The organism is Marinobacter sp. AN1 (assembly GCF_026013985.1).
In the GTDB taxonomy this organism is placed as follows: Bacteria; Pseudomonadota; Gammaproteobacteria; order Pseudomonadales; family Oleiphilaceae; genus Marinobacter; species Marinobacter segnicrescens.
Map to the genome: position 1 here is coordinate 2,799,877 of NZ_CP110342.1, position 25,093 is coordinate 2,824,969.

At 60.8% G+C, this 25,093-nt stretch carries 27 protein-coding genes; 3 read left to right on the forward strand and 24 right to left on the reverse strand.

Annotated elements, in window-relative coordinates; translation table 11 throughout:
• Positions 1-23: 23 nt before the first annotated feature.
• Positions 24-308, forward strand: a complete 285-nt coding sequence (locus LJ360_RS12840; RefSeq protein WP_264994168.1) for an EscU/YscU/HrcU family type III secretion system export apparatus switch protein — start codon at positions 24-26, stop codon at positions 306-308.
• Positions 309-317: 9 nt separating this feature from the next.
• Here LJ360_RS12840 and LJ360_RS12845 read toward each other — a convergent pair whose 3' ends face one another.
• The 14 genes from LJ360_RS12845 to flhA form a co-directional block, all read right to left on the reverse strand.
• Positions 318-716: a DUF2802 domain-containing protein gene (locus LJ360_RS12845; RefSeq protein WP_091848692.1), complete on the reverse strand. Its 399-nt coding sequence runs from the start codon at positions 714-716 to the stop codon at positions 318-320.
• Between the two features lie 103 nt (positions 717-819).
• Positions 820-1,308 (reverse strand): chemotaxis protein CheW, encoded by a 489-nt coding sequence (locus LJ360_RS12850; protein ID WP_091848569.1) that lies wholly within the window; start codon positions 1,306-1,308, stop codon positions 820-822.
• A 218-nt stretch (positions 1,309-1,526) separates the two neighbouring features.
• Positions 1,527-2,330, reverse strand: a complete 804-nt coding sequence (locus tag LJ360_RS12855; RefSeq protein WP_264994169.1) for a chemotaxis protein CheW — start codon at positions 2,328-2,330, stop codon at positions 1,527-1,529.
• Between the two features lie 69 nt (positions 2,331-2,399).
• Positions 2,400-3,188, reverse strand: coding sequence for a ParA family protein (locus LJ360_RS12860; RefSeq protein ID WP_091848571.1), 789 nt, complete (start codon positions 3,186-3,188; stop codon positions 2,400-2,402).
• A 190-nt stretch (positions 3,189-3,378) separates the two neighbouring features.
• A complete protein-coding gene (gene motD / locus LJ360_RS12865; protein ID WP_264994170.1) occupies positions 3,379-4,173 on the reverse strand; it encodes a flagellar motor protein MotD in 795 nt (264 codons plus the stop codon).
• Positions 4,174-4,194: 21 nt separating this feature from the next.
• Positions 4,195-4,938 (reverse strand): flagellar motor protein, encoded by a 744-nt coding sequence (locus LJ360_RS12870; protein ID WP_091848573.1) that lies wholly within the window; start codon positions 4,936-4,938, stop codon positions 4,195-4,197.
• Positions 4,938-6,095 carry a protein-glutamate methylesterase/protein-glutamine glutaminase gene (locus LJ360_RS12875; RefSeq protein ID WP_264994171.1) on the reverse strand — a complete coding sequence of 386 codons (1,158 nt, stop codon included), beginning with the start codon at positions 6,093-6,095 and terminating at the stop codon, positions 4,938-4,940. The genes LJ360_RS12870 and LJ360_RS12875 overlap by 1 nt, the downstream gene beginning before the upstream one ends.
• Before the next feature lie 28 nt (positions 6,096-6,123).
• Positions 6,124-8,283: a chemotaxis protein CheA gene (locus LJ360_RS12880; protein ID WP_264994172.1), complete on the reverse strand. Its 2,160-nt coding sequence runs from the start codon at positions 8,281-8,283 to the stop codon at positions 6,124-6,126.
• Positions 8,284-8,296: 13 nt separating this feature from the next.
• Positions 8,297-9,079 carry a protein phosphatase CheZ gene (locus tag LJ360_RS12885; RefSeq protein ID WP_091848576.1) on the reverse strand — a complete coding sequence of 261 codons (783 nt, stop codon included), beginning with the start codon at positions 9,077-9,079 and terminating at the stop codon, positions 8,297-8,299.
• Between the two features lie 48 nt (positions 9,080-9,127).
• A complete protein-coding gene (cheY, locus tag LJ360_RS12890) occupies positions 9,128-9,511 on the reverse strand; it encodes a chemotaxis response regulator CheY (protein WP_091848577.1) in 384 nt (127 codons plus the stop codon).
• A 194-nt stretch (positions 9,512-9,705) separates the two neighbouring features.
• A complete protein-coding gene (locus tag LJ360_RS12895; protein ID WP_091848578.1) occupies positions 9,706-10,455 on the reverse strand; it encodes an RNA polymerase sigma factor FliA in 750 nt (249 codons plus the stop codon).
• 31 nt (positions 10,456-10,486) lie between these two features.
• On the reverse strand, positions 10,487-11,305 hold the full coding sequence (locus LJ360_RS12900) for a MinD/ParA family protein (protein WP_264994173.1): 819 nt from the start codon (positions 11,303-11,305) through the stop codon (positions 10,487-10,489).
• A 91-nt stretch (positions 11,306-11,396) separates the two neighbouring features.
• Positions 11,397-12,764, reverse strand: coding sequence for a flagellar biosynthesis protein FlhF (gene flhF / locus LJ360_RS12905; protein ID WP_264994174.1), 1,368 nt, complete (start codon positions 12,762-12,764; stop codon positions 11,397-11,399).
• A gap of 24 nt (positions 12,765-12,788) precedes the next feature.
• Positions 12,789-14,966 carry a flagellar biosynthesis protein FlhA gene (gene flhA / locus LJ360_RS12910; RefSeq protein ID WP_264996039.1) on the reverse strand — a complete coding sequence of 726 codons (2,178 nt, stop codon included), beginning with the start codon at positions 14,964-14,966 and terminating at the stop codon, positions 12,789-12,791.
• 194 nt (positions 14,967-15,160) lie between these two features.
• Between flhA and upp the strand changes: the two genes are divergently transcribed.
• Both upp and LJ360_RS12920 read left to right on the forward strand, forming a co-directional pair.
• On the forward strand, positions 15,161-15,799 hold the full coding sequence (upp, locus tag LJ360_RS12915) for a uracil phosphoribosyltransferase (protein WP_091848581.1): 639 nt from the start codon (positions 15,161-15,163) through the stop codon (positions 15,797-15,799).
• Position 15,800: 1 nt separating this feature from the next.
• A complete protein-coding gene (locus tag LJ360_RS12920; RefSeq protein ID WP_264994175.1) occupies positions 15,801-17,102 on the forward strand; it encodes a uracil-xanthine permease family protein in 1,302 nt (433 codons plus the stop codon).
• 197 nt (positions 17,103-17,299) lie between these two features.
• Here LJ360_RS12920 and flhB read toward each other — a convergent pair whose 3' ends face one another.
• From flhB to LJ360_RS12970, 10 genes are all read right to left on the reverse strand, one after another.
• Positions 17,300-18,436: a flagellar biosynthesis protein FlhB gene (flhB, locus tag LJ360_RS12925; RefSeq protein ID WP_264994176.1), complete on the reverse strand. Its 1,137-nt coding sequence runs from the start codon at positions 18,434-18,436 to the stop codon at positions 17,300-17,302.
• A gap of 199 nt (positions 18,437-18,635) precedes the next feature.
• On the reverse strand, positions 18,636-19,421 hold the full coding sequence (gene fliR, locus LJ360_RS12930; protein WP_264994177.1) for a flagellar biosynthetic protein FliR: 786 nt from the start codon (positions 19,419-19,421) through the stop codon (positions 18,636-18,638).
• Between the two features lie 7 nt (positions 19,422-19,428).
• Entirely contained in the window at positions 19,429-19,698 is a 270-nt protein-coding gene (gene fliQ, locus LJ360_RS12935; RefSeq protein ID WP_091848585.1) for a flagellar biosynthesis protein FliQ, read from the reverse strand.
• An 11-nt stretch (positions 19,699-19,709) separates the two neighbouring features.
• Positions 19,710-20,459 (reverse strand): flagellar type III secretion system pore protein FliP, encoded by a 750-nt coding sequence (gene fliP, locus LJ360_RS12940; RefSeq protein WP_281247003.1) that lies wholly within the window; start codon positions 20,457-20,459, stop codon positions 19,710-19,712.
• On the reverse strand, positions 20,456-20,926 hold the full coding sequence (gene fliO, locus LJ360_RS12945; protein ID WP_264994178.1) for a flagellar biosynthetic protein FliO: 471 nt from the start codon (positions 20,924-20,926) through the stop codon (positions 20,456-20,458). Before fliO ends, fliP begins: the two co-directional genes overlap by 4 nt.
• Before the next feature lie 2 nt (positions 20,927-20,928).
• Positions 20,929-21,444, reverse strand: a complete 516-nt coding sequence (gene fliN, locus LJ360_RS12950; RefSeq protein WP_264994179.1) for a flagellar motor switch protein FliN — start codon at positions 21,442-21,444, stop codon at positions 20,929-20,931.
• Complete coding sequence (gene fliM, locus LJ360_RS12955) at positions 21,437-22,435, reverse strand: flagellar motor switch protein FliM (RefSeq protein WP_264994180.1); 999 nt, start codon at positions 22,433-22,435, stop codon at positions 21,437-21,439. The genes fliN and fliM overlap by 8 nt, the downstream gene beginning before the upstream one ends.
• 78 nt (positions 22,436-22,513) lie before the next feature.
• Positions 22,514-23,011 carry a flagellar basal body-associated FliL family protein gene (locus LJ360_RS12960; RefSeq protein ID WP_264994181.1) on the reverse strand — a complete coding sequence of 166 codons (498 nt, stop codon included), beginning with the start codon at positions 23,009-23,011 and terminating at the stop codon, positions 22,514-22,516.
• A gap of 270 nt (positions 23,012-23,281) precedes the next feature.
• On the reverse strand, positions 23,282-24,562 hold the full coding sequence (locus tag LJ360_RS12965) for a flagellar hook-length control protein FliK (protein ID WP_264994182.1): 1,281 nt from the start codon (positions 24,560-24,562) through the stop codon (positions 23,282-23,284).
• A gap of 130 nt (positions 24,563-24,692) precedes the next feature.
• Positions 24,693-25,040 (reverse strand): Hpt domain-containing protein, encoded by a 348-nt coding sequence (locus tag LJ360_RS12970; RefSeq protein ID WP_264994183.1) that lies wholly within the window; start codon positions 25,038-25,040, stop codon positions 24,693-24,695.
• Between the last annotated feature and the right edge of the window lie 53 nt (positions 25,041-25,093).

The following is a 25,093-nucleotide window of genomic DNA, read 5'->3' on the forward strand; positions in this document are numbered from 1 at the left end:
AGTCACGACAACGGATGGGCACCATGACTGAGCAACGCAAACCGGGAAGGGAAACCGCCGTGGCCCTGAAATACGACGGCAAGCGGGCGCCTACCGTCGCGGCCAGCGGGCTTGACGAGGTGGCGGAGGAGATTATCCGCATAGCCCGGGAGCACGACGTGCCTCTTTACGAGAACGCCGAACTCGCCGGAATCCTGGCGCGGCTGGACCTGGACGAGGAAATCCCGGAAACGCTGTACCGGGTGATCGCCGAAATCCTGGCGTTTGCCTTCCACCTGCAGGGAAAGACGCCAGGTGACGTTGGCTGAATCTCCGCCTTACGCCGCCCGTTTCTGGCGCCGGCGCAGGGCTGAGACCAGCTCCGCTTCCGGGCGGGAGATGCCACAGGTATTCATCAGGTCATCCACGTCAGCACCCAGGTCCACCAGGCGCGAGGCTTCATCATAGGAGACCCTCAGCGGATCGTTCTGGCGCATCTCGTCAAACTGGGCACGCAGCTCATGGAGCTGGCGTTCGCAGGCAATCACCCGGTTGCCCACCCCGATGCTGCCACTGCTGGTGGCATGGAGCTCACGAACCAGGTTTTCGCTGTTATCCCGCAACTGCTGGCGCAGGCGGGCAATGCGGCGGGCATTCATCAGCCCCTGAACGCCCAGCAGAACTAAAGCCAGAACGGTCAGGGCCCAGGGTGCCAGGGTGGTCCAGTCGGTGGTCATCATCACTCAGTCCTCGTCAGGTAGTGATCACGCCAGGCGGTGGACCAGCCCTGACCGCTGCTTTCCAATCACCTTCCCGGAGGGAGGGTGACCATCTTCAGGGTCAGAGTGCGGCGATTTCCGCCCACTCGTGATCGGACAGCATCTTGTCAAATTCCACAAGAATGATTAGCTCGCCATTCTTGTTGCAGACACCCTGGATGAACTTGGCGCTTTCCTCGTTCCCCACATTGGGTGCCGTCTCGATCTCACTGGCTTTCAGGTATACCACCTCGGCAACGGAATCCACCAGGATACCCATCACCTGGCTGTCAGACTCCATGACCACGATGCGGGTGGCATCCGTCACCTCCGCGTCCGCCAGGCCAAACCGGCGACGGGTGTCGATTACCGTGACCACGTTACCGCGCAGGTTAATGATGCCCAGCACATAGTCCGGGGCACCGGGAACCGGCGCGATTTCGGTGTAACGCAGCACTTCCTGGATCTGCATTACATCAATGCCGTAGGTCTCGTCATCCAGGCGGAAGGTGACGTACTGAAGAACCTTGTCGTCTCGGGCCTGACTGTTCTGTCCGTTATCGGATGCCATAATGCCTTATCTCCTGGCAGGCCATCCGTCAACGGGACAGCCTGATGTCAAAAAACCATCGTCAGCGCCCCATACTATAGTCAGGGGCACAAACCGTGCCAGAGTGGTACGGTTTCATTTGGTAACTGCCGGCGGGTACCATTATGCCGGTCTGAGGTGAGTATCGGCCGGCGCCGGGGAAAACTTGAGTATGACCCCGGAATCCAGGGGGTAATCGCCTACTCCAGGTCCAGCCTCTGCTCTTTCTCTGCCCTAGCCAACAACCTGGCCATGGCGCCCACGTCAATCAGGGCACACATATGCTGCACCACCGTCCCTGCCAGCCAGGGGCGCTTGCTACGGGAAGTACGCCAACGTACCTGATCCGGATCGAGGGTGAAGGATTCCGCCACTTCGTCACAGGCCAGTGACCAGTCGCTGTCATCCAGCCGGATCACAAAACGGTAGCCGTCACGGGCATCCGCCGGGGCACGGCCGGGCATGATCCACTGGGCGGAGTCCACTACTTTCAGGTTCACCCCACGGTCCGGCAGCATACCCATATACCAGGGCGGACGTCCGGGAATCGGCTTGATCCGCTCTTCAATCCGGTGGATGGCGCCCAGCAGTACCAGTGGGACCGCCAACTGCAGGCCCGCTACCCGGAATATCAGGCATTCGAAGGGTCGGTCTGCCCAGCAGGGACGCCCTTCCGGCAGGGGCTCAGGTTCAGGGACCGTCAGGTTTTCAGCCTGCTCGCGAACGACCGGCTCGGCCACCGGAGCGGGAACCGGCGCCAGCTGCTCGGCAACTTCCGGTTCGGGTGCTGCCTCGACAGGGGTGAGGTCCGGCGCAATGGCTTCTCCAGTCCCTGTATTCGCTGCCGTGGATGGAGTGTCCACCTCCGGCTCGACAGGCAAAGGCTCCTCCACCTCTGGCTCCGTCGATGTGGCGGTATGGAGCAGGTCGTCCAGGTAACTGACCAGCGCCGCAGAAGGGTCTGCCAGTTCCGCTCGCCGGCGAGGACTACGCTCTGCTGCCATGACGCCCCCCTTGGCAACCCAGGCCCGGCGTCGAAAAACCGTCACCTGAAAGCCTGCCCGGTGAAATTGCTAGTTGTGCTGCCATGAGGTCGTGCCCTCCTGCAGATCCTGCAACAGCCGCCGGTAGGCCCGAACGCCCTGGGTGTCCGCATCCAGCCTGGACGGCACCACACCGGCCTGGCTGGCATCCCGGAAGCGGGTATCCACGGGAATCATGAAACGCCATAACTCTTCCGGATAGGTGCGCCGCAGTTCATTCAGGCTCTTTACCGAGGCCTGGGTACGCTTGTCATAGAGCGTCGGGACAATGGTGTATTCCAGCCGGTTCTTCTGGGAGCGCATGATCATCTGCAAGGTATGCAGCATTCGCTCCAGCCCCTTGAGGGCGAGGAACTCAGTCTGCACCGGAACGATCAGGTGCTGGGCAGCCGCCAGCGCGTTTACCATCAGCACCCCGAGTGACGGGGTGTTATCCAGTAGCACATAGTCAAAGTCATCCCAGAGCCGGGCCAACGCACGGGACACAATCAGTCCCATACCCTCGACACCCACCATCTTGCGCTCGAGGGTAGCCAGGGCGGTGCTCGCCGGCAACAGTGACAGGTGTTCGCAGCTGGTCTCGGTAACCAGCTGCGCGGGCAGGTCCTCGGGTACCTTGCCGCCGTGCTGGAACAGGTCGAACACGCTGTGGGAGAGCCGGTCAGGATCATAGCCAAACCAGCTGGTCAGGGAGCCGTGGGGGTCCAGGTCAACCACCAGTACACGGTGCCCCTGCTCGGCGAGCAGGCCGCCAAGGGTTACCACCGACGTGGTCTTGCCCACGCCGCCTTTCTGATTCGCTACTGCCCAGATCCGCACAAAGCCTTCTCCTGATCCGGTATCCCCCGTGGGAAACCGCTGTTACCTGAAATTTACCGATGCGCCCGGAAGCCTGCCGCCGGCAAGCCGTTGCCGGCGGCAGGCTTCCTGTCCGGTCGAATTCAACCTTTCTCAGACAGTAATACAGATATCGTGCCACCCCTGGCGCCCCGGTCTGCAGCCGGCCGGTTCACCTTGACCGGACCACGCCCCGGATCGCAGCGTCCCGGGAAATAAGCAACACCACCCTGCGGTTGCGACGGCGACCTTCTTCCGTATCGTTACGGGCTACCGGCTGCCAGGCACCATAGCCGATAGCAGCCATCCTCGATGGATCCACGCCCTCCCCCGCCAGCATGCGAACCACCGCTGCCGCCCGGGCGGAGGACAGCTCCCAGTTGGAGGGGTACTGGCTGGTACGGATAGGCTGGTCATCAGTGAAGCCTTCCACCCGTACAGCATTGTCCTTGTCCCGCAGGATGTCGGCGATACGCTCCATGACCGGAAAGGCATCATAGTGGGGTTCGGCTTCACCGCTACCGAACAGCAGGCTATCCCGCATACTCAACTCAATCCACTTGTCACTGCTCTGCAGGCTGACCACGCCCTGCCCTATCAGTCTGTCGAACTCCAGGGCAAACTGGTTGGCCATGCTCTGCAGGGCTTCACTGCGCTGGGCCTGTTCACGGACCGTGGTCGATTGCTCAGCCGGCGCGGGTGCAACCGGTGGCGGGATTACCTGGTCGCGGGCGGGTGCCACCAGGCCGGGGTGCTCACCCACTGGAATGGGGGTAATTGCCCGCTGGGGCGCGTTGAAGACCCCGGTGAGGGTTTCCGAAAGCACCTTGTACTTGCCTTCGTTCACCGACGATACCGAGTACATCACCACGAAGAACCCGAACAGCAGGGTGATGAAATCCGCGTAGGAAATCAGCCACCGCTCCCGGTTCTGGGCTACTTCAGCCCGCCTGGATCGACGCCTCATGGGTTCCCCCTGCGCGCTGGCTCATGACTGAATAAACCCCCGCAAACGCATCTCGATGGACCGGGGGTTTTCGCCCTCGGCGATGGCGATAATGCCGTCAATCATCATGTCTTCGTAGCGACTGCGGCGGCGCACGATCTCCCGCATCTTGTTGGCAACGGGAAAGAACAGCAGGTTGGCCAGGGCGACCCCATAAATGGTTGCCACAAACGCGGTGGCGATACCGGCACCCAGGGTGGATGGATCCGTCAGGTTGGTCATCACCTGGATCAGCCCCATTACCGCTCCGATAATGCCGATGGTGGGGGAATATCCACCCATGGCCTCGAACACCTGGGCCGCTTCCAGGTCACGCTGTTCGCGGGATTCCAGGTCCACTTCCAACACGCTGCGGATGGTCTCGGTTTCAGCACCGTCCACCAGCAACTGCAGGCCCTTGCGGGCAAAGGGTTCGGGCTCTTTCTCGGCGATGCCCTCCAGGCCAAGCAGGCCCTGCTTGCGGGCCTTGACGCTCCAGTCCATGACCTTGCCCACCCCTTCTTCCAGGCCGACATAGGGCGGAAAAAACACCCAACGGGCCTGGCTAAAGGCGCGGCGAAGGAGGCCGGCAGACGTCTGCAGGATGGTAGCGGCCAGGGTGCCGCCGATAACGATCAGTGCCGCCGGCAGGTTGAACAGGGAGGCCAGGGTGCCACCCTCCAGCATATTGCCCCCAAGCAGCGCAGCAAAGGCCAGGATAATGCCCAGCAGGCTGAGGATATCCATCAGTGGACCCCTTCAACCAGGCGCGGCCCGACCTCATCCAGCGACAGGATTTCATCACTCAGGCCGGCCCGGGCGACCGCCATGGGCATGCCATAGATGACCGACGATTTCTCGTCCTGGGACCAGATCACCGATCCGGTCTGCTTCATCATCCGGCTGCCTTCCTTGCCGTCGGCTCCCATACCGGTAAGGATTACCCCAAGGGTCTTCCCGGGGAAGCTGCGGGCCAGGGAGCCAAAGGTGACATCCACGCTGGGCTTGTAGTTGAGCCGGTCATCGCCGGGAAGGATACGTACCCGACCCTGGCCACCCCGGTTCTCGATCATCATCTGCTTGCCACCCGGTGCCAGCAGGGCCAGGCCGGGGCGCAGCATGTCACCGTCTTCCGCCTGGCGCACCTGGATGCGACAAAGCTTGTTCAGTCGCTCGGCAAAGGCCGGGGTAAAGCTGCCAGGCATGTGCTGTATCAATACCAGTGGCGCCGGGAAATTGGCAGGCAGGTTCACCAGCACTTTCTGCAGGGCGATGGGGCCGCCGGTGGAGGTGCCGATGGCCACCACATCGTAGTGACGGCTGGCGGTACGCCGCCGGCTGGAGCGTGGCGGTGCTTCCGGCTCCTGGCGGGGTGCCTGGGTATCAGCCGGTGCCGGACGCGAAACGGCTGGCTCACGACGGCCCGGCGGGGCAGCGGCTGGTCGTGGGCTGGCTGGCGCCGGCCGGGGTGAGGATGGTGCGGCATGACCCCGGCCAGCCCGCGGGCTACTGCGGGCGACGTCCAGGATGCGCTCCCGCAGGATGCGTTGGAGTTCCGAGCCGTCCTTTGCAATGTCTTCGAAGTTCTTGGGCAGGAAGTCGACGGCGCCGGCTTCCAGGGCGTCGAGGGTCACCCGGGCGCCCTCGTAGGTCAGGGAGGAAAACATCAGTACCGGCGTCGGGCAACGGCGCATGATTTCCTTCACCGCTGCGATGCCGTTCATCACCGGCATTTCATAGTCCATGGTGATGACGTCCGGTCGCAGCTTTTCCGCCATTTCCACGCCTTCACGGCCGTTGGTAGCAGCGCCCACAACCTTGATAGAGCCGGAAGCGTTGAGAATTTCCGTCAGTCGCTTGCGGAAGAACCCGGAATCATCAACGACCAGGACAGAAACTGTCATTCACTCCCCCTATCCAATACCCGCCCCGTCAGCCGTAATGCTGCAACAGACTGGGCACATCAATGATCAGGGCGATGCGGCCATCGCCAGTAATGGTGGCGCCCGCCATACCCGGCGTTCCCTGTAAGGCCCGGCCCAGGGGCTTGATGACCACCTCTTCCTGACCAACCAGCTGGTCCACCACAAAGCCCACCTGGCGGGTACCCATGGCCACGATGACCACATGGGCATTCTCAGGTTCAGCAGTACCTGTGTCCGAGGGCACCAGCCAGCGCTTGATGTGGAAAAGCGGGAACACCTTGTCCCGCACCACGATACATTCACGGCCGTCCACCACGTTCTTCTTGCTCAGGTCCAGGTGGAAGATCTCCACCACGTTGACCAGCGGCAGGGCAAACGACTGGTTGCCAAGCATGATCATCAGCGTCGGCATGATCGCCAGGGTCAGCGGCACCTTGATGCGAATCGCCGTGCCCTTGCCCGGTTTCGATTCCACGTGCACCTGTCCGTTGAGCTGGCTAATCTTGGTCTTCACCACGTCCATGCCCACACCACGCCCGGACACATCAGAGATCTGGTCCTTGGTGGAGAAACCGGCGGCAAAGATCAGGTTAAAGCACTCATTATCCGTCAGCCGATCAGCCGCATCCTGGTCGTAGATGCCCTTCTCCACCGCTTTGCGGCGTAATTTCTCCGGATCCATACCGCCACCGTCATCCTCGATGGACAGCAGGATATGGTCTCCTTCCTGCTCAGCTGACAGGGTGACCGTGCCCTGACGGGGCTTGCCGGCCTGCTCACGCACATCCGGCATCTCGATGCCATGGTCCACGGAGTTGCGCACCAGGTGAACCAGCGGGTCCGCAAGGGCTTCCACCAGGTTCTTGTCCAGGTCCGTATCTTCCCCGTGCATGACCAGGTTAATTTCTTTCTTCAGGTTACGGGCCAGGTCCCGCACAACCCTTGGGAAGCGACCAAAGACCTTTTTGATGGGCTGCATCCGGGTCGCCATAACCGCAGACTGCAGGTCAGTGGTCACCACGTCCAGGTTGGACACCGCCTTGTGCATCTCGCTGTCTTCGCTCTCCGAACCCAGGCGCTGCAGGCGGTTACGAACCAGCACCAGTTCACCCACCATGTTCATGATGTCATCCAGGCGCTTGGTATCCACACGCACCGAGGTTTCCGCCTGGGCCTGGCTGTCACGCGCAGGCGTCGCCGCCTTGGCGGCTGCCGTCGGCCGGGCAGACGCTTCCGTGGGTTGCGTGGCAGGCTCGGACTTGTTCGCAGCAGGACCGTCACTTGCCGGTTGCGGAGCGGAATTCCCGGGCTTTTCATCACCCGCAGAGTGGGCCGGACTCTTGCCCTTGCCATGGAGTTCGTCCAGCAGACGCTCGAATTCGTCGTCGGTAATCAGGTCGCTATCGCCACCACTGGCTTTTTTGTCATCCGCTGCGGCTGGCTTTTCAGCCTCCGGCTGACCACCCGCATCCGGGTCCGGCACGTCGGTGGAGGCCACCTCGCCGGAGAACCTGCCCTTGCCGTGGAGCTGGTCCAGCAGGTCCTCGAACTCGTCATCGCTGATGTCATCACTGCTGGATGAACCCGCACCCTCGATGGAGCCGGCATCTTCGCAAGCGCTGTCCCCCGCCTTACCCTTGCCGTCTTCCAGGGCGTCCAGCAGCTGCTCGAATTCCTCATCGGTGATATCGCCGTGGTCCTCCTCGGCTGCGGCGGCCACGGCATCGTCTGCAGGCCGGGCCGGCGAATCCCCCGGAGCGTCCACCGGTGACTCACCCTCCGGCAGGGCGTACTGGTCCAGGGTTGCAATCAGTGACTGGGGCGCGGGGGTAGGCTCTTCCCGGTTGCGGACCTCGTCGAACATGGCATTGACGTTATCCAGCGCCTGCAGCACCACATCCATCAGGTCCGAGGTCACCGTGCGCTTGTGGTTACGCAGGGTATCGAACACGTTCTCGGCGGAGTGACAGCAGTTCACCAGCGCGTCAAGCTGCAAAAAACCGGCGCCGCCCTTAACGGTGTGGAAGCCACGGAAGATGGCATTGAGCAGATCACTGTCTTCCGGGTGCTGTTCCAGGTCCACCAGTTGTTCGGAGAGCAGTTCCAGGATCTCCCCGGCCTCCACCAGGAAGTCCTGGAGAATCTCTTCGTCTGCATCAAATGCCATGCAACTACCTCACTTAAAAGCCGAGACTGGACAGCAGGTCGTCAACGTCGTCCTGTCCGGAAACAACGTCAGACCGCTCTGCGGCGCGCATCTGGGGTCCTTCCCCCTTGATCGAGGATTCCTTTTCCTTCAATTCGTGGACCGTTCCGGTCAGTTGGTCCACGTGGCTGGCCATGACCACCAGGCTAAGCAGGTTCTCTTCCACTTCCTTCACCAGCGCGGTCACTTTCTGGATGACCTGGCCGGTCAGGTCCTGGAAATCCTGGGCCAGCAGGATTTCAGACAGATCGGTGTACATCTTCTCGGCGTCGTCCGCGAGGCTCTCGAAGAAACGGTCAATGCGACCATACAGCTCGCGGAACTCTGAAGGCGCCATTTCGCGGCGACGCAATCGTTGCCAGTCATCCCGCAGGGACCGCGCCTGTTCGCACATGGCGTTGGCCCGGGGCATGGCGTCTTCCACCAGGTCCATGGTGCGGTTAGCGGCCTTGCCGGTCATTTCAACGACGTATTGCAGCCGGTCCGAGGCATCGGACATCTTCGACAGGGCTTCCTGCTGCTCCGGGTTCTGGGGCTGTATCTGAAAATTGCGGATAGCCTCGTGGAGGCTGCGGGTCAAGCGACCCACCTCCTGGTACAGACTCTGATCCCTCACCTCACTCAGGTCATTGATCAGGGTCATGGCCCGGGCATAGTCACCAGCGTTGACCTGCTCAACAAGCGCCTGGGCCTGCTCCTTGAGCTTGCTGGTGATTTCCGGGTCCAGGCCGGGGCTGTTCTGTTTGTCTTCGCTCATGGGAGCACATCCGGACAGTCAGTTCAGGGTTCAAGGCGTAAACGGGCCTTACTGGATTCGCTCGAAGATCTTCTCGATCTTCTCCTTGAGTACGGCAGCCGTAAATGGCTTGACCACATAACCGTTAACGCCGGCCTGGGCCGCCGCTACGATCTGGTCTCGCTTGGCTTCAGCCGTCACCATCAGGATCGGCAGATCCTTCAGGTTCTCGTCGGCCCGTACCGCCTTGAGCAAATCAAACCCGGACATGCCTGGCATGTTCCAGTCCGTCACCAGGAAGTCGTACTTGCCTGTTTTCAACATGGGCAGGGCGGTGTTGCCGTCATCCGCCTCGTCGGTGTTGGTGAATCCGAGATCACGGAGCAGGTTCTTGATGATCCGCCGCATTGTGGAAAAGTCGTCCACAATGAGAATTTTCATGTTCTTGTCCAATGGGACCTCCAGTTGGTCTTCGCCGGAATGTTGACCTGGCCCTGTCAGGGCCGTTGGCAGGCGCTGCCCTGCCCGCACTGCTGTCAGATCCTCAGCCGTGGCGTCATTCTAGCAGTCTGAGCGATGCTTACCGTTTCAATGTGTTATCGAACGATTCTGCTGTAACCATCTTTCTATACCGGCCATGCCAGGCGTCAGACCGAGCCTGCGTCCCCTGCCTGCCAGTCCGATAGCCTGCCCCGCAAGCGAAGTGCGGCCTGGCTGTGAATCTGGCTCACCCGGCTTTCACTCACGCCGAGCACCGCGCCGATTTCCTTGAGGTTCAGCTCTTCCTGGTAATACAGGCTGAGTACCAGCTTTTCCCGTTCTGGCAGGTCATTGATGGCGGCCGCCAGGTTATGCCGGAATGCCGCGCCGGACACATCATCCAGCGGATTATCCGAACCTTCCTGTTCCTGTATCGGCAGCTCGCCGGTTTCATTGAGCTCATCGAGGGAAAAAAGTCGGCCGGAGCTGGCATCACTGAGACACGAGTGGTACTCGGAAAGGCTCATACCCAGCTCTTGTGCCACCTCCTGGTCCTGGGCTTCGCGCCCTTCCCGATCCTCCACAGCCTTGATGGCGGCCGATACCCGACGGGCGTTACGGTGAACGGAGCGGGGCACCCAGTCACCCTTGCGGATCTCATCCACAATCGCGCCCCGGATGCGAATGCCGGCATAGGTTTCAAAGGATGCACCCCGGTCAGACTGGTACTTGGCAGCCGCTTCCAGCAGGCCAACCATGCCCGCCTGGACAAGGTCGTCAAGCTGAACCGAGTCCGGTAACCGGGCCATCAGGTGCAGGGCAATTTTCTTGACCAGCGGCGCATGCTGTTCCACCAGCTGATGGGCGCTGTCCCGACCGGTCTGGTGGTAGATTCCGAGTCTTCTGGCCAAAGTCATTTATCCGGTTAACCCGTACTTCAGGAATGGATCAAGTGTTACTGCCTACCAGGCGCTCCACGAAAAACTCCAGGTGCCCCCGGGGCGATGTGGGCAGGGGCCAGCTGTCCACCTGCTCCGCCAGGGCCTTGATGGCCAGTGACGCCTTGGCCCGCGGGTAGGCGTCCAGCACGGCTCGCTGACGCTGCACGGCCTTGCGCACGGCCTCATCATAAGGAACCATGCCGACGTATTGTAATGCAACATCAAGGAACCGCTCGGTGACACGGGTCAGTTTACCGAACAGATGCTTGCCTTCCTGCTCGTTACGGACCTGGTTGGCGAGTATGCGGAAACGGTTAATACCGTAGTCCCGGTTCATCAGTTTTATCAGGGCGTAGGCATCGGTAATGGAGGTAGGCTCGTCGCAGACCACCAGCAGCAACTCCTGGGCGGCCCGCAGGAAACTGACCACGCTTTCGGAAATGCCGGCGGCAGTATCGACGATCAGCACGTCTACCTGGTCACCCAGCTCGCTGAAGGCATTGATCAGGCCGGCGTGCTCCATGGGGGAGAGCTGGGTCATACGCTGGGTGCCAGAAGAGGCCGGTACAATCCTGACACCGCCGGGGCCGTTAACCAGTACGTCACGGAGGTCACATTCACCGGACAGCACGTCAGCGAGGTTGCGCTTGGCACTGATTCCCAGCAGGACGTCAATATTGGCCAGGCCCAGGTCGGCATCCAGCAGGATGACCCGCCGCCCCATCTGTGACAGGGCAATGCCAAGGTTGACCGAAACGTTGCTCTTGCCCACGCCACCCTTGCCACCGGTGACTGCGATTACCTGAACCGGATGTGGTCTGCTCATAGTGGTTGTCTGTTCCTGCCGAGGTTGTACTTATTCACACAATAAGCCTGCAGGGCGCCGACCACGTCCGGTTCCCGGCCGCTGCTGCACTTCAGGCACCTTCAGCCATGGCCTGCTGCTTGCGCACGTCCCGCAGTCGTTCCACGCCAAGACGCACCAGTGACGCCGCATTGGCTGGATGCAGGTCCTGGGGAATCTTCTGGCCGTCGGTGACCCAGGCCACAGGCAGGGCGGTTTCCAGGGCAAAGCCCAGGACTTCACCGAGGGTCAGCGCCTCATCCAGCTTGGTCATTATGCAGCCTGCAAGACCCGCCATCTTATAGCAATGCCACATGGATTTCATGATTCTCGACTGGCTGGTGGCCGGCACCACCAGGTGCGGACTCACCCGGTGCCGGCTGTTCGCCAGCTCGGCCAGCTGCTCCTGGCAACCGGGATCGGCGCCGGACAGGCCAGCGGTATCAATCAGCACAAGGTGCCGGTCTTCCAGCTCATCCAGCACCTCATCAAGGCTGTGGCTGTCATCCACCACCCGTACCGGCACATTCAGGATACGGCCGAACACGAACAGCTGCTCATGGGCCGCTACCCGATAGCGATCGGTGGTGACCAGCGCCAGGGAGTCGGCGCCATGCTCCAGCACGTACTGGGCGGCAATCTTGCCAATCGTAGTCGTCTTGCCGGAGCCGGTAGGCCCTACCAGGGCGTAGATACCACCACGAGTAGCCCAGTCACCACTACCGGTTCTGAGGCCCGCTGCCAGGGTACGCAGCGAGCGCTTCCAGTTATCCTCGAGTTTGCCACGACCACTCTGACGGGCCAGGCTTGCCGCCAGCGAACCACTGAGACCGAATTCCTCAAGGCGCTCCGCGAGGCGCTTGCGAACTGCATCCAGGGCCTCTTCCGCGTCAGCCTGCGACCTGGCCAGCGGAGTGACCTTGTGGCCAGCGGCGCCCTGCTCGCTGATCATGGCCCTCAGCGAGTCCAGCTCACGGCGCATCACCGCCAGTTCGTCACTGGCACCGGACTCACTTGGAACATGGGCCCGTTCCGCGCCCGCGGCACTCGCGTGCACGCCAGGCTGACGGGGTGATGACAGGGATGGCAGGTCGTCGGTATCCAGGTACTCCTTGCCAGCCGGAGTCCGCTGCCGGGGCTCGTAGCCACCGCGCTGCTCCCGCAAGTTGCGGATACGGCTACGGGAGCGGTCAAGTTCTTCCTGCAAGCGGAGGTGTTGTTCCGCCTGCAGCTCGGCCAGGCGGCCATCGCTGGTGGCGTCCGCAGCAGCGTCGCCAAGCTTCTGGCGTGCCATGTTTTCGTCATAGTCCAGTGCCGTAACAATCTCGACACCGCCATCTATCCGGCGGCTGGAAAGAATCACCGCATCGTCGCCCATGGACTCGCGGACCTGCTTGAGGGCGGCGGACATGGTTGCCGCAAAGAACCGTTTTACCTTCATCTGTCTCTACCTCCCGGTGGGTCGTTACTGGCCGACCGACGCCACGATGGTGATCTGCTTGTTATCCGGCACTTCCTGGTACGAGAGCACGTGCAGGCGCTCTACCCCGTAGCTGGCGAACTTCGCCAGCACCGGCCTCAGGGGGGCGGATACCAGCAGGATGGCGGGCTTGCCCATCATTTCCTGCCGCTGGGCGCTCTCCTGCAGGGAGCGCTGCAGTTTCTCCACCATGCCCGGTTCAAGGACCAGGCCGATGTCGTCACCGCCGCCGGATTGTTGACTCTGTTGCTGACTCTTCAGCAATAATTGTTCCAGTTCCGGATCCAGGGTGATAACCGGTATCTCTTTGTCGTTACCGCAGATGCTCTGCACGATCATTCGCCGCAGTGCCTGACGGGCAGCCGTGGTAAGGACCTTCGGGTCCTGGCTCTTGGGATGGACGTTGACGATGGCTTCGGCAATGGAGCGCATATCACGGATGGGCACTTCTTCCTGCAGCAGGCTCTGCAGCACTTTCAGCAGGATGGAGATAGACACGGTGGTCGGCACCAGCTCTTCCGCAAGCTTGGGCGAAACTTTCTCCAACTGGTCGAGCCACTTCTGCACTTCCTCGTGGCCGAGCAGTTCATGGGCGTGGCTCTGCAGGATCTGGTTCAGGTGTGTGGCGACGACGGTGCTGGCGTCAACCACGGTGTAGCCAAGCGTCTGGGCATTGTCTTTCTGGTCCGGCTCGATCCAGATGGCATCCAGGCCGAAGGCGGGATCCTTGCCGGCAATGCCGTCCACCTTGCCGAACACCTGCCCCGGATCAATCGCCAGTTCCCGTTCCGGATGGATTTCCGCCTCGGCGATGGTTACACCCATCAGGGTGATGCGATAGACGTTGGGCATCAGGTCCAGGTTGTCACGGATATGCACCGACGGCATCAGGAAGCCCAAATCCTGGGAAAGCTTCTTCCGCACCCCTTTTATACGACTGAGCAGCTGACCACCCTGGGACTTGTCCACCATGGGAATCAGGCGGTAGCCCACTTCCAGGCCAACAATATCCACCGTTGCCACGTCGTCCCAGCCCAGTTCCTTATTCTCCGGTGGCGCCGGCAAGGCATGCCCCTGGTCTCCTGCCTCCGGACGGGCACCGCCGGTTGGCGCGGCCTGGCCGCCACCACTACGTGAGGTTGTCGGCCAGCTGCTGCTGCCGTCTTCCTCAACCGCCTGGCGGCCCTGCTTCCAGATCCACCAGGCCGCTCCGGCCGCCAGCAGCCCCAGTCCCAGGAAGGCCACATGGGGCATGCCAGGAATCAGGCCCAGCATGATCAGGATAGCTGCGGCGATGGCCAGCGCCTTGGGGGCATCAAACATCTGTTTGAGGATCTGCCCGCCCATATCCTGGCTGCTGGTTACCCGGGTGACCATGATGGCCGCAGACGTGGAGAGCAACAGCGACGGAATCTGGGCTACCAGGCCGTCACCAATGGTCAGCAGGGCATAGTTCTGGGTGGCAACGCCAAAATCCAGACTGTGCTGGAGCATGCCGATACCGATACCCCCGATCAGGTTGATGAACAGGATCAGCAGGCCGGCGACTGCATCGCCTTTGACAAACTTGCTGGCACCGTCCATGGAGCCGTAAAAGTCCGCTTCCTGCGCAATCTCTTCCCGGCGGTGCTTCGCCTCGTCCTGGTTGATCAGACCGGCGTTGAGGTCGGCGTCGATGGCCATCTGCTTGCCGGGCATGGCATCCAGGGTAAAACGGGCGCTGACTTCGGATACCCGGCCAGCGCCCTTGGTGACCACCAGGAAATTGATGATCATGAGAATGGCAAATACCACCAGGCCCACAGCGTAGTTACCGCCGATCAGTACCGCACCGAAAGACTCGATCACCTTACCGGCAGCGTCGCCACCCTCGTGCCCGTTGAGCAGGACGATCCGGGTGGAAGCCACGTTCAGGGCCAGGCGCAACAGGGTAGCTACCAGCAGGACGGTGGGAAACGCCGCGAACTCCATGGGTCGCAGGGCATACACACACACCAGCAGGATGGTAATGGACAGGGCAATATTGAACGTGAAAAGTACGTCCAGCAGAAACGCCGGCATCGGCAGGATCATCATGCCCAGCAGTGCCACGAGCATAATGGGAATGCCCAGGTTTCCCCGCGTCAGGGATTTGACGTTATTCAGGACAAGGGCCCGGTCCATGTTGACGGAAATCTCCACAATGGTGGTTCTTGCTGCAATGGCCAGGGCCGTTTTTTTGACGCCCGGGCCGCCTTACCCGGACTAGCGGCAAGATCCATACCATTTCTAACATTTTCTCCAGAATCCCCCCTGACTGAGCTGCGCCGATACGGTATCCTTGCGCAAATCCCACCCGACCAGCTGACAGGTGAACCATGCCCATTCACGAAGTCAAACACCCCCTTATCCAGCACAAACTCGGCCTGATGCGCCGAGCCGACATCAGCACCAAGAATTTCCGCGAGCTTGCCCAGGAAGTGGCATCGCTGCTGACCTACGAAGCCACCAAGGATTTCACCCTGAGCAAGGAAACCATTGATGGCTGGGCAGGCCCGGTAGAGGTGGAGCAGATCGGTGGCAAGAAAGTCACCATCGTACCGATCCTGCGGGCTGGCCTGGGCATGCTGGACGGTGTGCTGAGCCTGATACCGGTGGCGAGGGTCAGTGTCGTGGGCCAGATCCGCAACGAGGAAACCCTGGAAGCCTCCACCTACCTTGAGAAACTGGTAGGTGAACTGGACCAGCGCATGGCACTGATCGTCGACCCCATGCTGGCAACCGGTGGTTCGCTGATTTCCACCATCGACCTGCTGAAAAAGGCGGGCAGCACAGAAATCCGGGCCCTGGTCCTGGTGGCAGCTCCGGAAGGTGTCGAAAAGGTGCTGGAAAAGCACCCCGATGTCTCCATCTATACCGCCTCCGTGGACGAACGCCTGAACGAGAAAGGCTACATCCTTCCCGGCCTTGGTGATGCCGGTGACAAGATCTTCGGCACCAAGCAGAAGGACGTCTGACATGCAGGATGCTGATCACACCACTTCCCTGAGGGAGGACTACGCCGGCGAGCCGGTCTGGCGCCAGGCCCTGGCCGGTTCCCAGATGCTGCTGGTGGCTTTTGGTGCCCTGGTGCTGATGCCCCTGCTCACCGGTCTGGACCCGAGCGTCGCGCTATTCACTGCCGGTCTGGGCACGCTGATATTCCACATCGTCACTGGCGGCAAGGTGCCGGTATTCCTGGCATCGTCCTTCGCATTTATTGCACCGATCATGGCGGCGAAGAACCAGTTCTCCATTCCGGAGATTCTCGGCGGCCTGGTGGCGGCCGGCCTGCTCTACATCCTGCTGAGCGGCGCTGTGCGCCTGCGGGGCACCGGCTTCATCAACCGGCTGTTGCCGCCCGTGGTCATTGGCCCGGTGATCATGGTTATCGGCCTGGGGCTGGCCCCGGTCGCGGTAAACATGGCCACTGGCCATACCGGTGATGGCTCAGTCGAACTGGTTCCGTACAAGCCAGCCATAGTGATTGCCATGATTTCCCTGCTGGTGACCATTGTGGTTTCCGTATGGGCGAAAGGCATTTTCCGGCTGATCCCCATTATGGTCGGCATTATCGTTGGCTACCTGCTCACATGGCTGTCCGGCGTTTTCAACGTAACGCCGGTGATTGTGGACTTCTCCCCGATTGCGGAAGCGGCCTGGTTTTCCATGCCGGCCTTCCAGTCCCCTTCATTCAGCTGGGGGGCGATCCTGTTCATGATTCCGGTGGCCATTGCCCCGGCCATTGAACACATCGGTGATGTGCTGGCGATCAGCAACGTGACCGGCAAGAACTTCCTCAAGAAGCCGGGCCTGCACCGCACCCTGCTGGGCGACGGCCTGGCCACCAGTTCCGCCGCGTTCCTGGGCGGACCGCCCAACACGACCTATTCCGAGGTGACTGGAGCGGTGATGCTGACGAAGAACTTTAACCCGCGGGTAATGCTGTGGGCTGCAGGGGTGGCTATCGTACTGGCCTTTGTGGGCAAGTTCGGCGCGGCCCTGCAGACAATCCCGGTTCCGGTGATGGGCGGCATCCTGTGCCTGTTGTTCGGTTCTATCGCGGTGGTGGGGCTGAACAGCCTGATCCGCAACCAGGTGGACCTGTCCCAGGCCCGCAACCTGGTAATCGTGGGTGTGACCCTGGTGTTCGGTATTGGCGGTATGGCGATTTTCGGGGTGGAGGGTATTGCCCTGTGTGGCATCGTTGCCATTCTGCTGAACCTGGTGCTTCCCGGGTCGGATACTGCCTGGGGTGAGCGGGCTCATCACGAGCACTGAGGGTAAAGCCTTCTCTCGGACGGGTGTTGTCTGCTCCTAGACTGCAGGTTTGCGGGGAGGCGGCAACCAGGGGGAGGCTTTTTCCGCCGCATTGGAGGGGCGTCCTGCCACCCCAATGCGGTGAAGAAAGCCCCCCGGCCAAGCTGTACCTCCACCAAAAGCTTCAGACCAGCAAGCAGAACTCAAATACCCAGAGCCTAGATATCCCGCCGCATATCCTTCGGAATGGGGAAGTTCGGCATAGTCGGCTTGGGCGCGTGCCCCTTGCGGAACTGCCGTAGCTGGAAGATATAGGCCAACACCTGGGCCACCGCCATGTACAGGCCATCAGGGATCTCCTCACCTACCTTGGTGTTGTGGTAAACCGCACGGGTCAGGGGCGGCGTGCGCAGCAGCTCCACCTTGTTCTCCCGGGCAATCTCCATGATCTTGAAGGCCACCTCATCGGCCCCCTTGGCCACCACCACCGGCGCGCCCATGGACTTCTGATCGTACTTCAACGCCACCGCATAGTGCGTCGGGTTGGTGATAACCACATCCGCCGTCGGCACATCCGCCATCATCCGCCGCTGAGCCATCTCACGCTGCAGCTGACGGATCTTGCCCTTCACTTCCGGCTTGCCTTCCGTGTCCTTGTACTCGTCCTTCACCTCCTGCTTCGTCATCCGCAGTTTTTTCTGGTGATCGTAGATCTGGAACGGCACGTCGATGATAGCGATAACGATGGTGGCGCATGCAAGGAAGAAAAAACTCCACGCCATGGTCCACACCACATGGGCCATGGCCGGCACCGCTGGCTCCTCAGCGATGCTCAGCAGATCCTCGGTACGCAGGTTCAGAATCAGGATAGCCACCGCCAGCACCAGGCTCACCTTCAGAATCGCCTTCACCAGCTCCACCAGCGACCGGGCAGAAAACATCCGCTTCAGACCCTTGATGGGATCCATACGGTTCAGCTTGGGGGCAATGGCCTTGCCACTGAACAGCAGACCGCCAATGCCAATGGGCCCGGCAATCGAGGCAATCAACAACAGTAACAACAGGGGACTGAGGGCAACGGTGGCGTCCCAGGCAGAGCCAATCAGCTGCGTGCTCATAAAACGGGTATCAAAAATCTCCCCCCGCTCCAGCACAAACGCGCCACGCATGATCTGCTCCATGGACATGGCCAGGCTCTTGCCAAACACCAGCAGCCCACCGGCACCGGCCAGCAGCACGGCCATGGTGGCCAGCTCCTTGGAACGAGCGGTCTGGCCATCCTCCCGGGCCTTCTCAAGGCGTCGGGGCGTCGGCTCTTCCGTTTTTTCCTGACTGTTGTCGTTCTCTTCGGCCATATCTACCGTCAAACATCCACGCAGGCGCGGCACATAGTAAGAGGGGCATGGCCGGGAACCCCCTTTCCGGAACCGTGAGGCGCCAAGGACGGCGCCGACCGAGCCCTACAGAGACGTACTTGCGGGGCGTGTTTCGGAAAGGGGGTTGCCGGCCGTGACCCGCCACCCAAACAACCAGGCCACATCGAAGTAGTGAGCTTCAGGGCTGCCCCTGAAGCTGTCTCATAAACTCAAAGGTCTCACGGGTATACTGCTCAAAGTGCGGCAGAAAATTGGCATGCAGTACCCATATGGCAAACAATCCAAAAATCAGGCCAATCGGGAAACCCAGGGCAAAAATGTTCATCTGCGGCGCCGCCCGGGTCATCACACCAAACGAAATATTCACGATAAACACCGCCGTCACCGCCGGCAAAGCCAGCAACAGGGCCGCTGCAAACATCCACGAAATCCGGTGGGCCAGCTGCCAGACACCCTCCTGACCCAGCCCCTCCAGGCCAATAGGCAGGGTACGAAAACTCTCCAGGAACACCTCGATAGCCACCAGGTGCCCGTTCATCGCCAGGTACAACAGAGTGATCGTAATGGTGTAGATCTGGGAAAGCACCGTCACGTTGACCCCGTGGGACGGATCGTTCATCGAGGCAAAGCCCAGACCCATCTGCATGGCGATCATCTGGCCGGCGATGGTAAACAGCTGGAACAGGGCCGTCAGCGCAAAGCCCATACCCACACCGATCAGAATCTGCTGCAGCGTGATAATCACCGCCTCGCCACTGAGCGCCTCAACCTGCGGAACCGGCGGCAGCATGGGCACCACAAGGATCGTGGTCAGCAGGGCCAGACCCAGGCGAACCCTCGCCGGCACCAATTGAGTACCAATAAACGGAATCACCATAAAGAAACTGGCAATGCGGAACAGCGGCCACAGGTGCTGCCCCACCCACTGGCTGATCACATCCGCACTGAGATCGGCGGGAATCATACCCGGCTCATCCGATCAGGTAGGGGATGCTGCCAATCAGCCCCTCGGCGTGGTCAATCAGCTGGGTCAGCATCCAGGGGCCGGCAAAGATGATCACCAACAGGGTCACCAGCAATCTTGGCAGGAAGCTCAGGGTCTGTTCATTGATCTGGGTTGCAGCCTGGAAGGTACTCACCACCAGGCCGATGACCAGGCCCGGTCCGATGATAAAGGCCGACAGCATTACGATCATCCAGAGAGCTTCACGCATGATGTCGATGGCGGTTTCCGGCGTCATGGCGGGCCTCCCTAAATTCCGTAGCTGGCAGCGAGTGTGCCCATGATCAGTGCCCAGCCGTCCACCAGCACAAACAGCATGATCTTGAACGGCAAAGAAATAATGATTGGCGACAGCATCATCATACCCATGGCCATCAGAACACTGGCCACCACCATGTCGATAATCAGGAACGGGATAAACAGGATAAAGCCGATCTGGAACGCGGTTTTCAGCTCGCTGGTTACAAAGGCAGGCATCAGCACCCAGAAGGATACGTCTTCAGGGCTGTCGTACTCCTCGTCGGCAATACGTATGAACAGCCCCAGGTCGCTCTCCCGGGTCTGGGACAGCATGAACTGCCGGAACGGGACACTGGCTGCCTCCACTGCCTCGAGGGAAGTCATTTCCTCCGCCAGGTACGGCTGCAGCCCTACCCGATTGGCCTCCTCAAACACCGGCTTCATGATGAAGATGCTCAGGAACAGCGCAAGCCCCAGCAGGATCTGGTTGGAAGGCGTGGATTGCAGCCCAAGGGCCTGGCGCAGGATGGCAAACACCACAATGATGCGGGTGAACGAGGTCATCATCATCAGCATGGCGGGCAGGAAGGTCAGCGCCGTCATGAAGGCCAGGATCTGCAGGGTAACGGAATACTCCTCCCCCTGTTCACCCGGTGTCACGGTAACCGCAGGAATACCCGGAATACCACCAATCCCGTCCTGGGCGAATACATCCGGGGCCAGCGCCAGCCCCGCCAGGATCAACAGCCACCGCATCAGTCTGTGTCTCCCTTACGACCGGCGTCACCGGGTTTCCAGTGCCGCCCCATCAGCCCGTGGAGCTTTTTGGCAAAGTCTCCACTCACAGCCTGCCCCGGCACTACCACCGGTTCGTCGAAGACATGGAGGGTTCGAATGGAGCTGGGGGTGATGCCTACCAGAATCTGGGTACCGGCCACATCAATCAGCGCGATACGCTCCCGGGCGCCCAGGGCCATCACCGAAACAACTTTCATGGCACCGCTGTTCATGCCGGTCAGGCCATTCATGCGGCGGATCAGCCAGGCACAGCCAAAAATCAGTGCCACCACCACCAGCAGGCCGATGCCCATAGTGGCGAGGGTGGCTACGGCATCACTCTGGCTGCTGGTGCGCTCCGGCGCTTCCCGGACCGTTTCATCCTGGGCCAGCACCAGCGCGGGTGCCAGCAGCGTTGTAGCCAGGACATGGCTGATACGAAAGCCCATGGTCATTTCTGAAGACGCTTGATGCGCTCACCGGGGCTGATGACATCCGTCAGGCGAATACCAAACTTCTCGTTCACCATGACCACTTCGCCATGGGCAATCAGGGTGCCATTGACCAGCACGTCCAGCGGCTCCCCGGCCAGCCGGTCCAGCTCGATCACCGAGCCCTGGTTAAGCTGCAGCAGGTTGCGGATGGGAATCTGGGTATTGCCCACCTCCATGGAAATGGTCACCGGGATGTCGAGAATCACATCCAGGTCCGGCTCGGTGCCCGGGGCGCCCCCTGGTTCCGGTTGATCACCGAAGTCTTCCATCGGGGCCGTGCGAACCTGTTTACCCGCGCCCTCATCAGACTCCCCGGCTTCGGCCATGGCCGCCGCCCACTCGTCAGCACGGTTGTCACCGGCGCCATCTTCACCGCCTTCACCGTCACCGGACTCTTCCATGGCTGCTTCCCACTCGGCAGCCAGCTTCTCGTCTTCGCTGAGCTCGCGGTCGTCTTTATTATCGTCAGCCATGTCTACCTACCTTCAGTTGTTTTCTCACTTTCGGAAGCCTGGTGCGTTCCTTGATTCTCAGGGCCATCTTGCCATCCCGGGTACCCAGGGTGGCCTTGTAGATGGGAATGCCATTGGCAGTCATGTCCAGGGCTTCCGGCATCTCCACCGGAATCACATCCCCTGCCTTGAAATTGGCCACGTCCCGTAGCGAAATCCGGCGTCGGCACACCATTGCATTAACCGGTACCAGTACTTCCTTGATGTCTTCCTGCAGGGCGTTAACCCAGCGTTCATCCACGTCGTCGATATCACTCTGGACGCCGGCGTCCAACACCTCGCGGATCGGCTCAATCATGGAATACGGCAGCGCCATGTGCAGTTCACCGCCACCGCCGTCAAGCTCCACATGGAAGGTGCTGATCACCACCACTTCACTGGGGCTGACAATATTGGCCATGGCCGGATTGACCTCGGAACTGAGGTAGTCGAAATCAACCTTCAGCACCGCATGCCAGGCCTCTTTCATGTCGACAAAGACCTGGTTGAGCACCATCTGCACGATACGGGTCTCGGTGGGGGTAAACTCCCTGCCCTCGATCTTGGCGTGGCGGCCCTCACCGCCGAAGAAGTTGTCCACCAGTTTGAACACCAGCTTGGCATCGAGGATGAACAACCCGGTGCCTCGCAGTGGCCGCACCTTCACCAGGTTGAGGCTGGTAGGCACGTACAGGGTATGGATGTACTCCCCGAACTTCATGATCTGGATACCGCCAGTGGACACGTCGGCGTTCCGGCGCAGGAGGTTGAACAGGCTGATGCGGGTGTAACGGGCAAAGCGCTCGTTGACCATTTCCAAGGTCGGCATCCGGCCACGGACAATGCGGTCCTGGCTGGCAAGGTCATATGTCTTGACCCCTTCTTCATCAACCTCGTCATAGGTGTCGATATCGCCGTCGTCCACACCGTGGAGCAGCGCATCGATTTCGTCCTGCGAGAGTAGATCCTGCATCTTAATCAGCCTCTGACTGCCTGCAGCTCCGGCGAATGCGGGCATATCTACCCCCGCATACCGCCTTCGTATGGGTTTTTACTGAACCACGAAATTCCGTAACAGGACCCTGTCCAGGATTGGCTCGCCTTCCGCCGCCAGGGACTCATTGACCACAGCCAGTAGCCGGTCCGGCAAGGCCTCACGCCCTTCCAGGGTTTGCAGCTCCATGAACTCCGACTGCCCTAACTCGGAAATCAGCGCATTACGCAACAACGGCAGGTGCTTGCTGGCCGCCGCCAGGGCGGGCTCCTGTGTCGACTCGAATGCCAGGTATACCTGGATATAGCGCTGTCTCCCCGGGTGGCGAACGGTGGTAACCAGTGGCCGGTCCATGACCATGTAGCCACTGGGCACAAAGGTTTCCTCCACTTCCGCCGCAGCATCGTCGACCATTTCGCCACTACTATCGGAAAGAAACCAGAGCGTACCCGCCACTGACAGCCCGACGGCCAGTAACAGAACAATGACCAGCAGCAGGATGGTCTTGAGTTTGCCTTTCTTGGGTGGCGCTGCCACCTCATTGTTTTCCGCCATTCCGGAGTCCGTCAATTTTTTGCCGATTGCGGCCAGGATTCGCTATTCCAGGTTCTCAAGCAATCACTGCGCCAACCCTGAATAAACCGTTAAAAGTGCCGTCAGAGTGTACCTCTATCAGTCCGCGAACAGAAACGTCCGTCCACAAACAGAAACGCCAGCCCGGTGGCTGGCGTTTCTGATTCAACTGGCCAAAGTGTAACCTCTGACCGGCCCGGAGGCGAATTCTTTGAGCGGCTCTCTCACGGGACCAGACAACAGGCTTGCGGCTCAGGCGTACAGGTCTACCTCACCACGCCAGGACAGGTCCAGGGCTCCGGAGGTTACCGTCCCGGTGTCCCCTTCTTCCGCGCTGCTGACCCGTTGACCCGGACCCCGCTCGCCCTGGCCATCACCGTCTCCCTGTTGGCCGGCAGTTTCGCGACCGGGTGAGTCGCTTACATCAAACCCCTCAAGGCTGAGGCCCTGCTCGCTGAGCATGTCCCGCAGCCTGTGGCCATGGAGTTCGAGCTGTTCCCGAACGGCAGGGGTGCTGGCATGGACCGTCACAGTGGCCTGGTCGTTCTGCACCTGAACCCGCACATCCAGCGGACCCAGCTCCGGGGGCGTAATATGGATTTCAGCCACCGACATCTGGCTGGCCGTCAGCCATGCCAGCTTACCCATGACTTTCTCACCCCATTCGTTTTCGCCAACGGGGGCGTCAACACTCGTGCTGTAACTTCGCATCAGGGCCTGGGCTTCCTGACCCCGAAGAGTGGCCGACTGGTTCAGTGACTGAGTCAGTTCCGGTGCAGACAGCCGCGTCATCAGGCTGTCTGCAACCTTACCCGACGACTCACTCAGCAGTTGCGTATTATTTCCCTGTAAACCCGCCAGCAAGTCGCCACCCTTGCCACCGGATTCCTTCCCTGTCTCAAGCATGGCGGCAAACAGACGGCCAACAGTCGCCGAAGCACCGCGCTGCTGGCCTGCCACCAGGCCCGGCGCCATCAAACCGGTTGCCGGGACACCCTGTAACTGTGATCCATTGAACGGAAGGGCAGAGGGCGTGCCCGAGGCATCTGCCAGGTCCAGTAATTCGCCAGCCAACTCCTCCGGGGACAGCTTTTGGCCCTCTGTTACCGCCTCCTCCGCAGGTTTGCCGTTTACAGACCGGGATTCGGCCACGGGGTCGGTACCCTTGCCAGCGCCTTCCTGCGCGTCAGTTTTGCGGGAAGCCTCGTCCTCGTCGCTCCTGCCTCGCCTTGCTGCAGAAGCCGTGTCACTTCGCCGTTCCGCTTTCTCCACCCGTGCAGAAGGGTCCGGCCTTGTCTCTTCAGCCCGGTCATCATGGCGGGCCTCGGCCTGACGCTCCCGCTCCATGGCCCGCTCGCGAGCGCGGTCTTCAACGCGTCGTTGTTCGAGGCGCTTTTCCTGTTGTCGAACCACTTCGTCGTACCGGCTGGGGCCTTGATCGGCCGCCCCCTGGGTGTCCGGGAGCTTGCCGGTGGCCTTACGGTCAATGCCCGACTCGGGGTTAAGTAACTGGGTCAGTACCATCGATGACATGGCAACCTCTTGCCGCTGAATCACTGAAAATCGCCCGGGAGGGCAGGTTTTCCAGTAATACTGCAAATTAGGTGCCAGAGAGGAAGTGGGCCGGTAAAACCGGCTCCGGGATCTATATCGGCGAGGCCCGTCAGGCGAGCAGGGATTCTTCCATGAGACGCCGGACGGTGGCGAACTCCGCCTCCAGCTCCGTCATCCTTTGCCGGGCATCGGCCAGCGCTCCTTCACGGCCCGCCTTTTCAATACCAAGGCACAGTTCGCCCAGCCGGGCCGCGCCGATATTGATACTGCTGCCTTTGAAACTGTGAGCCGTTTTGGCGAATGCGTCCGGGTCGTTGTCGGACAGGGCCTGATGAAGCGCCTGGATTCGCTCACGGGAATCGCTGATGTACGTCTGGATGAGGATGTCGAACTCATCCTCCATCACATCCCGCAGCTCGGCGAGGGCTTCTTCATCAAGGTGTGGCTTGTCGTTCATACCCAACCTCACGGGAGCCACAGGTGAAACGTGACTCTTGATGTATTTGTCTA

What these genes read in the sequence shown, in the direction of transcription:
- upp (WP_091848581.1), top strand. Translation starts at nt 15,161, where the DNA reads ATGCCCATTCACGAAGTCAAACACCCCCTTATCCAGCACAAACTCGGC.
- LJ360_RS12965 (WP_264994182.1), bottom strand. Translation starts at nt 24,562, where the DNA reads ATGTCATCGATGGTACTGACCCAGTTACTTAACCCCGAGTCGGGCATT.
- flhB (WP_264994176.1), bottom strand. Translation starts at nt 18,436, where the DNA reads ATGGCCGAAGAGAACGACAACAGTCAGGAAAAAACGGAAGAGCCGACG.
- LJ360_RS12880 (WP_264994172.1), bottom strand. Translation starts at nt 8,283, where the DNA reads ATGGCATTTGATGCAGACGAAGAGATTCTCCAGGACTTCCTGGTGGAG.
- fliO (WP_264994178.1), bottom strand. Translation starts at nt 20,926, where the DNA reads ATGGGCTTTCGTATCAGCCATGTCCTGGCTACAACGCTGCTGGCACCC.
- LJ360_RS12885 (WP_091848576.1), bottom strand. Translation starts at nt 9,079, where the DNA reads ATGAGCGAAGACAAACAGAACAGCCCCGGCCTGGACCCGGAAATCACC.
- fliR (WP_264994177.1), bottom strand. Translation starts at nt 19,421, where the DNA reads ATGATTCCCGCCGATCTCAGTGCGGATGTGATCAGCCAGTGGGTGGGG.
- fliQ (WP_091848585.1), bottom strand. Translation starts at nt 19,698, where the DNA reads ATGACGCCGGAAACCGCCATCGACATCATGCGTGAAGCTCTCTGGATG.
- LJ360_RS12855 (WP_264994169.1), bottom strand. Translation starts at nt 2,330, where the DNA reads ATGGCAGCAGAGCGTAGTCCTCGCCGGCGAGCGGAACTGGCAGACCCT.
- LJ360_RS12875 (WP_264994171.1), bottom strand. Translation starts at nt 6,095, where the DNA reads ATGACAGTTTCTGTCCTGGTCGTTGATGATTCCGGGTTCTTCCGCAAG.
- LJ360_RS12895 (WP_091848578.1), bottom strand. Translation starts at nt 10,455, where the DNA reads ATGACTTTGGCCAGAAGACTCGGAATCTACCACCAGACCGGTCGGGAC.
- LJ360_RS12840 (WP_264994168.1), top strand. Translation starts at nt 24, where the DNA reads ATGACTGAGCAACGCAAACCGGGAAGGGAAACCGCCGTGGCCCTGAAA.
- motD (WP_264994170.1), bottom strand. Translation starts at nt 4,173, where the DNA reads ATGAGGCGTCGATCCAGGCGGGCTGAAGTAGCCCAGAACCGGGAGCGG.
- LJ360_RS12845 (WP_091848692.1), bottom strand. Translation starts at nt 716, where the DNA reads ATGACCACCGACTGGACCACCCTGGCACCCTGGGCCCTGACCGTTCTG.
- flhF (WP_264994174.1), bottom strand. Translation starts at nt 12,764, where the DNA reads ATGAAGGTAAAACGGTTCTTTGCGGCAACCATGTCCGCCGCCCTCAAG.
- fliN (WP_264994179.1), bottom strand. Translation starts at nt 21,444, where the DNA reads ATGGCTGACGATAATAAAGACGACCGCGAGCTCAGCGAAGACGAGAAG.
- LJ360_RS12900 (WP_264994173.1), bottom strand. Translation starts at nt 11,305, where the DNA reads ATGAGCAGACCACATCCGGTTCAGGTAATCGCAGTCACCGGTGGCAAG.
- flhA (WP_264996039.1), bottom strand. Translation starts at nt 14,966, where the DNA reads ATGGACCGGGCCCTTGTCCTGAATAACGTCAAATCCCTGACGCGGGGA.
- LJ360_RS12870 (WP_091848573.1), bottom strand. Translation starts at nt 4,938, where the DNA reads ATGGATATCCTCAGCCTGCTGGGCATTATCCTGGCCTTTGCTGCGCTG.
- LJ360_RS12920 (WP_264994175.1), top strand. Translation starts at nt 15,801, where the DNA reads ATGCAGGATGCTGATCACACCACTTCCCTGAGGGAGGACTACGCCGGC.
- LJ360_RS12970 (WP_264994183.1), bottom strand. Translation starts at nt 25,040, where the DNA reads ATGAACGACAAGCCACACCTTGATGAAGAAGCCCTCGCCGAGCTGCGG.
- LJ360_RS12850 (WP_091848569.1), bottom strand. Translation starts at nt 1,308, where the DNA reads ATGGCATCCGATAACGGACAGAACAGTCAGGCCCGAGACGACAAGGTT.
- fliM (WP_264994180.1), bottom strand. Translation starts at nt 22,435, where the DNA reads ATGCAGGATCTACTCTCGCAGGACGAAATCGATGCGCTGCTCCACGGT.
- LJ360_RS12960 (WP_264994181.1), bottom strand. Translation starts at nt 23,011, where the DNA reads ATGGCGGAAAACAATGAGGTGGCAGCGCCACCCAAGAAAGGCAAACTC.